At 36.1% G+C, this 13,774-nt stretch carries 8 protein-coding genes; 6 read left to right on the plus strand and 2 right to left on the minus strand.

The window, feature by feature from the left end:
• Positions 1-9: 9 nt before the first annotated feature.
• From addB to Q8X41_RS16220, 6 genes are all read left to right on the plus strand, one after another.
• The gene (gene addB / locus Q8X41_RS16195) at positions 10-3,516 is read left to right on the plus strand and encodes a helicase-exonuclease AddAB subunit AddB (protein ID WP_397537273.1); all 3,507 of its coding nucleotides are present in this window, start codon (positions 10-12) and stop codon (positions 3,514-3,516) included.
• Complete coding sequence (gene addA, locus Q8X41_RS16200) at positions 3,500-7,171, plus strand: helicase-exonuclease AddAB subunit AddA (protein WP_397537274.1); 3,672 nt, start codon at positions 3,500-3,502, stop codon at positions 7,169-7,171. Before addB ends, addA begins: the two co-directional genes overlap by 17 nt.
• A 14-nt stretch (positions 7,172-7,185) precedes the next feature.
• Positions 7,186-8,379 carry a DUF418 domain-containing protein gene (locus Q8X41_RS16205; protein WP_397537275.1) on the plus strand — a complete coding sequence of 398 codons (1,194 nt, stop codon included), beginning with the start codon at positions 7,186-7,188 and terminating at the stop codon, positions 8,377-8,379.
• A 40-nt stretch (positions 8,380-8,419) separates the two neighbouring features.
• The gene (locus Q8X41_RS16210; protein ID WP_397537276.1) at positions 8,420-9,322 is read left to right on the plus strand and encodes a fumarylacetoacetate hydrolase family protein; all 903 of its coding nucleotides are present in this window, start codon (positions 8,420-8,422) and stop codon (positions 9,320-9,322) included.
• Positions 9,323-9,455: 133 nt separating this feature from the next.
• On the plus strand, positions 9,456-9,812 hold the full coding sequence (locus Q8X41_RS16215) for a DUF1516 family protein (protein ID WP_397537277.1): 357 nt from the start codon (positions 9,456-9,458) through the stop codon (positions 9,810-9,812).
• Between the two features lie 683 nt (positions 9,813-10,495).
• Positions 10,496-11,962: an alpha-amylase family glycosyl hydrolase gene (locus Q8X41_RS16220; RefSeq protein ID WP_397537278.1), complete on the plus strand. Its 1,467-nt coding sequence runs from the start codon at positions 10,496-10,498 to the stop codon at positions 11,960-11,962.
• Positions 11,963-12,055: 93 nt separating this feature from the next.
• Here the strand turns inward: Q8X41_RS16220 and Q8X41_RS16225 are convergent, their stop codons facing one another.
• Entirely contained in the window at positions 12,056-12,913 is an 858-nt protein-coding gene (locus Q8X41_RS16225; protein ID WP_397537279.1) for a DegV family protein, read from the minus strand.
• Positions 12,914-12,936: 23 nt separating this feature from the next.
• Complete coding sequence (locus Q8X41_RS16230; protein ID WP_397537280.1) at positions 12,937-13,746, minus strand: Cof-type HAD-IIB family hydrolase; 810 nt, start codon at positions 13,744-13,746, stop codon at positions 12,937-12,939.
• Positions 13,747-13,774 lie beyond the last annotated feature (28 nt).

Here is a 13,774-nt window from a genome sequence, read left to right on the forward strand (position 1 = left end):
GGATTAAAGATGTCGCTACGTATTGTAACAGGACGTTCAGGGACGGGGAAATCAACACTTATACAGCAAGAAATCGCTGCTGAGGTTCAAAAGAGAACGATTGGTTCGCCTATTTTTTTAATCGTTCCAGATCAAATGTCATTTTCTGTGGAATATGATATGACGCATGATTACAACGTAAAAGGATTAATACGAGCACAAGTCACTACTTTTAAGCGTTTAGCGTGGCGTGTTTTGCAAGAAACAGGTGGAATTAGTCGTAAAGAAGTGAATGGTTTTGGTTATCGAATGCTTATTAGGAAGCTACTAGATCACCATAAAGAAGAATTTACTTTGTTTCGAAAAGCTGCGGATAAGCGTGGATTCACAGCTGAAATGGAATCATTATTAAAAGAATTCAGCAGATATAGTTTAGATAGTGCAGCACTAATGAATCTAGAAGAAAATTTAGAACAAGTTGAAGCTCCTCAAACTTTACGAGATAAAGTCCATGACTTGCATCTCCTTGTTCAAGTAATCGAAGAATCCTTGGGAACTACATATGTAGATAGTGAAGGATATTATCCTCTACTAACTACACAGTTAGTAAATTCTAAAATAATTCGAAAAGCAGATATTTATATAGATGGATTTACAGCTTTTACGACTAGGGAATTTGAGTTAGTTCAAGAACTATTAAAGGTAGCAAATCGTGTTACCGTTGTTTTACCAATGGAAGCAGAAGCGGATGCAGATGATGAACAATCTTTGTTTTATCAATCAGCACGAACATGCGCAAGATTAAAAGAGTTAGCATTTGAGAATGGCATTGAAGTCGAACCAATAGCTCATTGCACACAGCAACATCGATTTAATACAGCTGATTTACGCTATATTGAAAGTCAGTTTGAAGTATTCTCGCCAATTCAACAAGAAAGTGATGGCAGTGTAGAAATTATTGAAGCAGCCAATCGACGTTCAGAAATTCATGCTATTGCAAGAAAAATTAAAGAATTAACCCGTAATGATCAGCTGCGTTATCGTGATATTGCCATTTTATATCGTCAGGCAGATGTTTATGATCCACTGATTTCAACAACTTTCCCACAATATGATATTCCCTTCTTCGTCAGTCAGAAAAAAACAATGCTTCATCATCCACTTATTGAGTTAAGCCGTTCAGCATTAGAAATAATTCAATCTGATTGGAAGTATGAACCTATTTTTCGTGCAATTAAAACTGACTTATTCTTCCCAATAACTTCAGATATTCAAATTTGGAGGGAAAGAGCAGATATACTTGAAAACTTCGTATTAGCTCAAGGAATATATGGAAAACGTTGGTTTGAAGAAAATCGCTGGTTATATAAAAAATATCGAGGTTTAGAATTATATTCAAAGAATCAAACAGATGAAGAGAGAGCTTACCAAAAAGAAATTGAAGCAGTACGAGCGCAAATAAGAGAACCCTTAAAAGCTTTCGAAGATCAATTAAAAGGTGCTTCAACTGGTGTAGATATTGCCACAGCTTTATATTCTTTTATAGAAAAGTTGGAAGTTTTTGATAAGCTACAAGCATTGAAAGATCGTGAAATTGAGAAAGGTCGTCTGCTAGAAGCAAGTGAGCATGAGCAAGCTTGGAACAAGTGGGTAGAAATATTAGATCAGTTTGTCATGCTATTCGGCGATCAAAAAATGACAGTAGAGGAAGCGTTCGAAATTTTAGATGAGGGCTTTGATACATTGGAATTTTCTCGAATCCCTCCTTCACTTGACCAAGTAACCGTTGCAACATCGGATATTGCACGTCTAACTAAGTCAAAAGCAGTATTCGTAATCGGCGTAAATGAAGGTGTCTATCCGAAACGTATTGATTATGAGGGGTTATTAGGAGACAACGAACGTGAATGGTTTACGCAAATTGGTTATGAAATCGCACCTACTTCAAAAACACGATTATTAGAAGAAGAATTCATCACATACCATGCTTTTACAATGCAATCTGATCGACTAATCGTGTCGTATGCGATTGCTGATGAAGAAAGTAAAGCTCTATTACCTTCGTTATATATAAAACGTTTGGAAGATCAATTAAAAAATATTAAGAAAACGGTTGCTTTAGTCGATCCTAGTGAATCGACAAATGAGCAAAGTGCACTTCCTTACATTGTTCATCCTAGAACTTCTTTAGCTTATTTAATGAAGCAACTTCGTTTACATCAGGAAGACCATGAACTAGGGGAAGAGTGGCTTGCTTTAAAACGTTATTATGAAGACGATCCATATTGGAATACTGTTTTAGAGCGTTTAATGCGACCGTTGAAAACGCATAATAAAGCAGAAAATCTAACACCTGAAATTACAGAAGCATTATATGGATCTACGATGACTTCTAGCGTTTCTCGTATCGAAAAATTCTATCGTTGCCCATTTGCTCATTTTTCTTCATATGGTTTGCATTTAGAAGAAAGACCAGAATATCGATTGGAAACTCCAACAATAGGAGATTTATTCCATGCGGCTTTAAAATGGATTGGGGAAGAGACAGATCGTTTGAAAATCACATGGGCACAGCTATCAAATGAACAGTGTACATTATTAGCAAAGCAAGCAGTGGAAGCGATATCGCCACTTCTATACCATCAAATCCTTTTGAGTACAGCACGTTACCGTTATATTCAACGCAAACTTACTTATATTGTGCAACGTACACTGCAATCACTAAGTCAACATTCGAGGGTTTCAGGGTTTAAGCCTATTGCTGTCGAAGCTGCATTTGGACCCGGAGATCCATTACCGCCGCTTGTAATCCAACTAAAAGATCATAAAAAAATGCAAATGCGTGGCCGAATCGACAGAGTAGATGCGACAATGGTTAATGGTAAACCCTATATTCGTATAGTAGACTATAAATCATCTGCACATAAATTAGATTTGAATGATGTTTACAATGGATTGTCATTACAAATGTTGACGTATTTAGATGTTGCTATAACAAATTCTGAAGAATGGCTACCGATTCATGCTGAAGCAGGTGGTGTGCTCTATATCCATGTCCATAATCCAATGCTAAGTACAAATAATAGTTTGTCTATAGAAGAAGCAGAGAAAGAGCGGTTGAAAGGTTTTAAAATGCGCGGATTATTGTTAGATGATTATGACTCGATTATAGCAATGGATGACCAATTATCAGAGAGTGGAGGTTACTCTCAAGTAGTTCCAATTTATATGAAGAAGGACGGGAATACATCTCCTAATCTATCATCTGTTATTGCACCGAAAGATATGCAGTCCTTAACAAACTTTGTTCGCAATAAGCATAAAAGAGCTGGAGAGGAGATATTAGAGGGATGTACAGACATTAGTCCATTTAAAATGAATCAACGAACAGCATGTGAATTCTGTTCATATAAGAGCGTTTGTCAATTTGATACTACGGATACCAATCAACATTATCGTCAACTACATGTAGAAAAATCAGGAGAAATCATCGATAAAATTCGTAAGGAGGCTGGCACAGATGATTCAGATTCCTAAGAAACCAGAAGATGCGACTTGGACAGATGAACAATGGAAAGCTATCTGGGCATCAGGGAAAGATATATTGGTTTCTGCTGCTGCAGGTTCAGGGAAAACAGCTGTTCTTATAAATAGAATGATTGAAAAAGTCATTTCTACTACAGACCCAATAGATGTTGATCAGCTTCTAGTTGTAACGTTTACAAACGCTTCAGCCGCTGAAATGCGCCATCGGATGGCGAATGCTTTAGAAAAAGAAATTAGTAAAAATCCGCAATCCAAGCATTTACGTAGACAGCTTAGCTTGATCAATAAAGCACAAATATCAACATTGCATTCATTTTGCTTAAATATTGTGCGTCAATTTGCTTACTTATTAGATATCGATCCAGGCTTTAGAATTGCAGATGAAACAGAAGCTGCTTTATTAAAGGATGATACATTAGCAGAAGTATTAGAGACAGCTTACGATGGAGAAAATGTAGAAGATATCTATCGTTTAGTTGATAGTTTCACTTCTGACCGTGATGACCAAGCGATTGAAGTGCTACTCAATAAGCTTTATGAAATGTCTAGAGTAAATCCTGAACCAATAAAATGGCTTCGCTCTTTACCAGATCATTATTCAATTGATGAAAATACTACAATTGACGATTTAGAAATGACTACACATATTAAGAGGGCTATTTTACACAGTATTGATGGAGCGATTGCTTTAATTGAAGAGGTATGTGGACTTTCTTTACAAGCTGATGGACCATTTGCTTATGGAGAAACTGCGCAGAAAGATCTAATCCTGTTCCAAGAAGCAAAAGGATTCATAACAGAACGTAGTTGGGCTGAAGCCTATACTTTTTTCCAGTCTGCGAAATTAGATCGGGCAAAATCGCAGAAAAAGGGTAGCTGTGATGAAGAGTTACTAGAACTTGCGAAAGCAAAACGAAAACAAGCGAAAGAACTGTTTGAAAAACCCATCGAAACTTATTTTAAACGAACTCCTGAGAGGCTATTAGAAGAAATTCGTTTGATGAAACCAATGGTTGAAACATTGGTAGAACTAGCTATTCAATTCAGTGAGCAATATGGCAAGGCTAAGAGTGCAAAAGGGGTAGTTGATTTTTCAGATTTAGAGCACTTTGCCTTATCTATTTTAACGGATGAAATAGACGGTGAGCTTGTACCATCTTCTGTAGCACTTGATTATCGTGCACATTTTAAAGAAGTTTTAGTCGATGAATACCAAGATACGAATCGCTTGCAAGAAACCATTTTGCAACTTGTGAAAAGTGGAAATGCATCAAACGGTAATATGTTTATGGTTGGGGATGTGAAACAATCTATTTATCGATTCCGTTTAGCTGAACCAACGTTATTTTTGCATAAGTATTTAAAGTACAATGAAAATCCAACTGATACAGGGTTACGAATCGACTTAAATGCGAACTTTCGTAGTCGACCGGAAGTATTGCATGGTACGAATTATGTTTTCCAACAAGTAATGGGAGAAGAAGTCGGTGAAGTTGCTTATGATGAAGCAGCCGCTTTAAAGCCTAAAGCTCCTTACGATGAAAAAGAGATGCCTCTTGAATTGGCAATATTACATACAGCTGAAAAAGAGGAAGAACAAACAGATTCTGAACTATTAGATGAGGAAGACTTGAAAAAATCGCAACAAGAAGCCAGATATATTATTAAAGAGATTCGCCACATAATGGATTCGAATATGGTTGTTTATGATCCATGGGAGAAAAAAGAAAGATCCGTCGAATATCGAGATTTTGTCATTTTGATGCGATCCATGACTTGGTCTGTTGATATTGTGGAAGAGTTTAAAACAGCTGGTATTCCACTTTATGCGGAAATTTCAAAAGGTTATTTTGAAGCACTTGAAGTGATGATCATGTTAAATACATTGAAAATCATCGACAATCCATATCAAGATATTCCATTTGCGTCAGTATTAAGAGCACCGTTTGTAGGTTTAACAGAAAATGAATTAGCAAGTATTCGTTTAGCAGATCCAAAAGCGGCCTTTTATGATGCATTAAAACAATTCGTTCGAAACGAAGGAACAGGACTAAAATCAGCAACAGCTGAGAAATTACAACGATTCTTGTTACAACTTGAAGATTGGCGCGATTTAGCTAGACGTGGTTCATTGGCTGATTTAGTCTGGCGAGTATATATGGACACAAATTATTATGAAATGGTCGGTGCCATGATAAATGGTAAGCAGCGTCAAGCTAATTTACGTGCCTTACATGATCGAGCAAATGCCTACGAAAAAACATCTTTCCGAGGATTATTCCGCTTTTTGAGATTTGTAGAGCGGATGCGTTTAAGAGGAGATGATTTGGGTGCTGCTCGTGCAATAAGTGAAAAAGAAAATGTTGTGCGTCTAATGACAATTCACTCCTCTAAAGGTTTAGAATTCCCATTTGTATTTGTTGCAGGAATGGGTAGAGAATTCAACAAAATGGACTTCCATTTACCATATCTATTTGACCAAGAATTTGGATTGGCGGTTAAAATGATAGACCCGGAAAAGAGGATTCAATATACGTCTTTCCCATTTTTGGCAATGGTTGAAAAGAAGACACTAGAAATGAAATCGGAAGAAATGCGTATTTTGTATGTTGCGATGACGCGAGCAAAAGAAAAGCTATATCTAGTTGGTACGGTGAAAGATTGGGAAAAAACTCAAAAAAATTGGGTTGATGCAAAGCGACTTCATCCGGATGGAATGCTTCCGGATTATATTCGGGCAAGTGCGAAAAACTATTTGGATTGGATTGGGCCAGCATTTGCAAGTCATCCAGATTTTGAGGGTAATGGAGAAAGTGTTAAGGAATTATCCCATTGGAAACTTACTGTAATTGATACAGATGATTTCAAATCTATAAATGATGAGATAACTATAGAGGAAGAACTTGTACAAGAAGAACCACAAGTTGATGAAGCAATTTTAAAGGAAATTCAAAATCGATTTGATACACCGTATGCCTTTGAACACGCTATTACAAAACGATCCAAAACATCTGTAAGTGAGTTGAAGCGTTTGCAACATCTAGAATCACAAGAAGAACCAGAGTACTTTACTAAAGTCTCATCAAATCAGCAAAGAGTAGCAACAAGACCTGCATTTTTACAACAACGTTCATTAACAGCCGGAGAAATTGGTACGGCTATGCATACAGTTATGCAACATATTCCTCAAGAGGGGTTGCATGATGAAGAAGCGGTACGTCAATTTGTGAAAATATTAGTGGATCGTCAACTTTTAACAGAAGAAGAAGGCACTGCAGTACAAGCATCTAAAGTTGTAGCATTTTTTGAAACAGAGATTGGGCATCGATTCATGAATGCGCAAGAATTACACCGTGAAATGCCATTTACAATTAGTCTTGAGGACAGCGAGAGTGACACACAAATTGTACAAGGGGTAGTGGACTGTTTACTAAAGGATTCAAATGGACAGTGGATTTTACTCGATTATAAAACAGATCGTATTCTGCCAAGGATGAAAACAATTGAAGGATTGCAAGCAGAAATGGTTGATCGATATGAAGTTCAACTTTCATTATATAAGAGAGCGTTAGAGGAGATTTTAAAAATCAGCGTGCATGAAAAAGTAATTTATGCATTTGATGCTAAGCAGTCAATTCGATTGTAGGAGGAAAGTTAAAAGTGAATAGTACACCAACAACTAGTAAACAGCGAATAGATACTTTGGACATACTTCGTGGTGTCAGTTTGCTAGGTATTTTACTAGTTAATATGTTCGCATTTAGCACACCATTGCCACATATTGATTTGAAGACGTGGTTTACAGTGCCTGCGGATAAGGAATTTCAAAAATGGCTAGATATTTTTGTACAGGGGAGTTTTTATCCACTTTTTTCAATGCTATTTGGTTATGGACTTGCCATGCAATATTCAAAAGCATCTCGTTTAGGTGAATCATTTTATAAAATTGGTATTAAGCGTTTGATCGTTCTTTTCGTCATTGGTATTTTTCATGCATTTTTCATATGGTGGGGAGATATTTTGATGACGTATGCTTTTTGCGGTTTTGTAGTAATTGCTTTAATTCGGTTAAGACCAGGTTTTTTATTAGCAATTGGTTTAATCTTCTACACGGGTATTAATGGTTTGATGGCATTGCTAACAGGATTTTCCACTCTAGTTGATCCTTCAAGTAGTGATATATCTCAGTTTATCGATATTGAAGGTGTACAAGGAGCATTAAAAGCATATGGCGCAGGATCCTGGACTGATGCATTTACACAACGATTAACAGATTTGTCCGTACAATTCTCTCCGTATATGTGGGGTATGGCCTTATTTACAATTTTACCCTATATGTTAATTGGGGCAGCTGCTTCAAAATGGCAGTTGATAGAAAAGGCAAAAAGTAAAATGGTTTTATGGGGCATCTTAATGATTATTATGATTCCGCTGGGTATTTCTTTAAAATCATTGACATATACTTTGCACCGTAATGTCTTTTTAGATTATATTCAAACTTATTTTGGTGGTCCAATTTTGGCGCTAGGTTATGCAAGCTTAATTGTCTTAGTTTGTTGTATTCCTTACGCAACAAAAGTATTATCACCGATTGCAAAAGCTGGTAGGATGTCGATGACGATTTATCTCATGCAATCAGTTATCGGTACGTTCATCTTTTACCATTATGGTTTAGGACTTTATGGTAAAATTGGAGTAGATACAGCAACTTGGTTAGCTGTCGGCATTTACGTGATACAACTCGTCTTTGCAACGATTTGGTTCATGCAATTTAAGCAAGGACCGATTGAAGCAGTTTGGAAGAGAATAACTTATGGAAAAACTGTGCTGAAAAAAGAGGAAATAAATCACTAAATGATGTATCATGGTAAAAAAAGAAGGAGTGCTAATTTTCATGAAAATCTTATCTTTTCGTTATAACGATGTTTTAAGTTTTGGTCCAAAAGTAAAAAAAGAAGAAGCTGTTTGGGATGTATTAGCAATTCAAGAAGCGCTTCAAGTACTCCCTTCTTATGCAACAACCATAGTAGAAGGTATGACATATGGTTATGAATTTGTAGAGCAAACTCGTAAACTTGTAAGAGCAGCTCAACAATCAGAGAATCCATCTCAGTTCAAACATGATTTCAGTGAAATTGAGTGGTTAGCACCAATTCCTCGTACAACCAAAAATATTATTTGTATCGGTAAAAACTATGATGAGCATGCAAAAGAAATGGGCTCCGATCAAGCGCCTGAAGATATCATGGTCTTTACGAAAGCACCAACATCAATTGCAGCAGATAAACAAACACTATCCGTGCATGCAGATGTAACTTCACAATTAGATTATGAAGGTGAATTGGCTATAGTCATTGCTAAAAAAGGGAAGAACATTCCGAAAAATTTAGCCTATGATTATGTTTTTGGTTACACAATTGCAAACGATATTACTGCACGTGATTTACAAACAAAACATAAACAGTTTTTCTTAGGTAAAAGCTTAGATGGTGCTTGCCCAATGGGACCATACTTAGTAACGAAAGATGAAATACCTAATCCACAAAATTTAACAGTTGTGACGAAAGTAAATGATGAAGTTCGTCAAAATGGTTCAACTACCGATATGATGCACTCAGTAGAAGACCTAATCGTTGAAATCTCTAGATTAGTAACTTTAGAACCAGGAGATGTTATCTTAACAGGAACTCCAGCTGGTGTTGGAAAAGGTATGAATCCTCCACAATTCCTTAAGACGGGCGACGTAGTAAAAGTTTCAATTGAAGGTATCGGAACATTAGTAAACCGATTCGAGTAAAAATTAGTTAAGTTATTCACTAATTTGACACAGACCGATGGAAGTAGTTTTCCATCGGTCTGTTATATTTGTTTAGTTCTTACTGATTTGATAGTATAAATGTGATAATTAAATAGAAAGTGGTGGATTTTGAATGATACACATGCATTTAACTGCGATTATAATCGCAATTATTTTATTCTTTGTATCAGCAACAATGCAAGCTGGTTCTAAAGGACAAAAAGTAACACATATGATTTTACGAGTATTTTACATTTTAATCCTCATCTCTGGTGCAATAATTTTCAGTACACAAATGGCTGGCGCAATGGCTATGCAATATGGTCTAAAATTACTAGGTGGACTTCTAGTAATCATCATGATGGAAATCGTATTAGTACGTAAAGAAAAAAGCAAATCTACTGGTACTCTATGGGTTCTATTTTTGATTTTCTTAGCCTTTACTATTTATATGGGCTTCCACTTACCATTAGGTTTAAAATTTTGGTAGAATAAGATTCTTTTGAATTGGCACATCCTGACAAATGATGTTGGGGTGTGTTTTTTTATGCATTTTTACTTGAATCAATTTTATAATGCAAAATTCATATAAAAGAATACGAACATTTAATGATCTAATTCTATTCATTGCTTCGCTGCAGACGACGAGTCCTCGAAAATGCATTCGCATTTCCTTCGTGCGAAGCTCATTCAGTGAGGTTTATTCAGAGTCCTAAGGGAAAAGCTTGAGCTGAAAGCCCCGCAGGAAGAAATTCTTTTGTTAAAAAGAATTTCTTGCGACGAAGCTAGCGAAGCGATGCAGGAGCACATCTTTTAAGGAACAGAGCCTAAAAACGCCACGTCCTGTGGCAACGGCTTCGTGACCAACATCGTGTTTGCCCGAGGAGATTGAAGCCAAGCCCGTGGAAAGCGCCGTCTGTAGCGGAACATCCAAATCTGAAGAGTGAAAAGTCAATGTGTTGAAATGTTCGTATTTAAAAAACAAAAATGGATTTATGAAATTGATTCATTTCACTTTGTATTTAAATAATAGAAAGATTCTTAAATCATTTAGTTTTCACACTTTTGTCGAATTTTTCACTATTTTATGGGCTTTTTGGATGAAAGCATGGAGAGTTTTGAAATGGTTTGTTAAAATTACTTTGGACAGTTCTGCAGAGGAGGACTTCAAAAGTGAACGTTGCAAAATGGATAAGTACAGCTGTAGCTTCGGCGTTGCTAGCTTCAACAATTGGTACAACGACGATTGCACATGCTGAAGGAGAAACACATCAAATTAAAGATGAAAGTATATACGACGTATTAGTTGATCGTTTTTTCGATAAGAGTGTAGAAAACGATTACAATATTAATGCAAAGGATCCGAAAGCATTCCATGGTGGTGATTTTGCTGGTATAGCTACGAAAATCAATCATCTTCAGGATTTGGACTTTACATTGATTTCAATGGGTTCCGTCTTTTCATCCGAAACATATGATGGAAGTGCAGTAGTAGATTATAGCAAGATTGAACGACAATTTGGTACAAGCAAAGAATTTAAGTCACTATTAAACGACTTGCATAAAAATAACATGAAAGCAATGGTTGATTTCCCAATTAATAATGTCAGCAAAGACAATGTATGGGCATTAGAAGGAGATCACAAAGATTGGTATACAACTGCAAATGGCGATCGTATCAACTGGAAGACAGAAAACCCAGACGTGCAACAAGCATTAATTAAAGCAGTTGTAGATTTTGTTGGGAAGTACGAAGTTGATGGCATTCGATTGACTCATTTGGGTAATGCAGATACAGCATTCATCAATAAAATAATAACTGCATTAAAGCAACAAAATAAAAATCTATTTGTTATTTCCAATGAAGAAAGCGATGCTGACTTTGACTTAGAGTATAACCCTAAAACAATTGATACGTATCAATCCATCTTCAAAAATGTAGACGAAGATTCATCTAAAGTAGAAGAACCCTATAAAGCATATGCGAATGGTGAAACAGACAAGCCGGCTGCCTTAATGATTGATGATTTGAATAGTGCTCGATTTACTCATGCATCAGCTGAGGAAAATATGTTCCCGCCAACACGTATTAAAGTAGCTCTAGCTGCTTTAATGACAATGCCTGGTGTTCCAATTGTTACTTATGGTACTGAAATTGCTCAAAATGGTGTGAAAGCCCCTGAAACGCATGCAGCATTGGACTTCCGTACAAAAGAAGACATCATTTCCTATATTGGTAATCTTCAATCAATCCGAAACAAATCAGAAACACTCCGAACAGGTAAATATAAATTACTAGAAAATAAAAATGGCTTAATGGTTTATGAACGCTATTCTGATGATGAAAAATGGATTGTAATGGTCAACAATACAGATAAAACACAAAGATATAAATTAGATCCATCAATCATTGGGGAAAATAAAGAACTTCATGGTATGTTTGAAAGTGATATTGTCCGTCAAAATGATAATGGCAAATATAACTTAGTTTTAGAGCGTGAAGTTGTAGAACTTTACCAAGTTACAGACAATAAAGGTATCAATGTGCCTTATATGATTGCATTAGGTCTTGTCTATGTGATTTTCATCGGATTTATCGTTGCGTTATTACGTAGAGGACGCAAACATAAAAAAGAATAATCGTAAGAAGCCCCTGATTTCAAATGGAATCAGGGGCTTCTTAAAAAATAATCTATTAGTCTAGGTTTAAAAAATAGTGGTGAATAGAAACAATTAATCTTTTGGTAGTTTGCTTAAGAAGAAAATGGCAATTGTTCCTGTACCAGTGTGTGCAGCAATAACAGAACCGATTAAATGGATTTCCACTGCTTTTGGATGAAAGTTTTCAATAATTAAAGCCTTCATCTCTTCAGCTGCTACTAGGTCATCACTATGAGTTATGGCAATAACTTGATCAGAAAGAGATTCGCCACGTTCTTCCATTAATTCGATAATACGTTTAAATACTTTCTTGCGACCACGGTATTTTTCGATTGGAATAAGTTTCCCATCTTCAACATCAAGGACAGGTTTTATACTTAAAAGTCCACCTATAAAGGCACTTGCTTTAGATAAACGACCACCTTTTGCAAGATAATCTAAATCTTCTACAGTAAATAGATGTTCCATATGTTGCGCATTGAAGCGGATTTTATCTACAACTTCATCAGTAGTACAACCTTCTTCGCGTAGTCGAACGGCTTCTTTTACTAGTAGACCATAACCAAGTGATGCACATTTTGAATCAATAATTGTTAGTTTTAAATTAGGATATTGTTCTTTCACTTGTTCTGCCATCATTACGGCAGTGCTATAGGTACCTGAAAGTTGAGATGAGAAGGCAATGTAAATGCCTTCTTCTTTAGATTGACCAAGTAAGCTGAATTCTTCTAAGAAGCGCTCAGGTGATGCTTGTGATGTTTTTAATAGTTCGCCTTGACGGATGGCACCATATACATCTTGTAAATCGACACCAATTACATCATCATATTCTTGACCTTTGAGTTGAACGCGTAGTGGGATTATTTTGACATTGTTTTGTTCGTAAAAAGATTTTGGTAAATCACAAGCGCTATCTGCGTATATTCTCATTTTTGAACCCCCCTATATTTTTTCTATAATTGAAGACGATCTATTAGGATTTCTGCGATTCCATCCTCATTATTTGATTTGGTAATTTCATTAGCAATATTTTTTAACTGGCCGATACCGTTACCCATTGCTACACCGACACCTGCATAATCAATCATTTCTAAATCGTTATCTTCATCGCCAAATGCAATGATACGGTCACGAGGAATACTTAAATCCTTTGCAACATGCGAAATTCCAACGGCTTTGTTCATACCATGTCTCACGATTTCGATAACTGGGAAAGGATCCCCCCAACGTCTATGATCAATCAATTCAGCTTTTGTATCTGCTAAATATTTACGGATTATAGGGACACTTTTTTCATTTGATTGGATTAATAAGCTAGTTGGATTATCTTTTAAATAGTTTTTTAGATCCCCGGTTGTAACTTTTGGATCTCCCATACTAAAAATGTTGAGTAATTTTTCATCATGGTATTGTACATATACATCGTCCATTACCTCTGCAATCAAGTTTTCAAACTGATCACGATTTAAGGATTCAACAACTTCTTGTACAATTTTTAAATTGATAGGACTGTGTATAGTATGCCAATGCTGATTTAGTGGATGGTGTACGAAAGCACCATTAAAATTTACAATCGGCGTATGTAAGCCTAGTTCATGATAATATATTTTACTTGCACGATAAGGTCTACCCGTAGCAATCATCACTTCATGACCTGCTTCTTTCGCCTTTAATAGTGTGCGCTTTGTTTTATCTGAAATCACTTTTTCATCGGTTAATAGAGTACCATCTAAATCTAAAACAATCAAATGGGGTTGTACCATTCGTAACACTCCCTTCGTTTCTTCCTTT

The organism is Rummeliibacillus pycnus, assembly GCF_044359855.1.
GTDB lineage: Bacteria > Bacillota > Bacilli > Bacillales_A > Planococcaceae > Rummeliibacillus > Rummeliibacillus pycnus_A.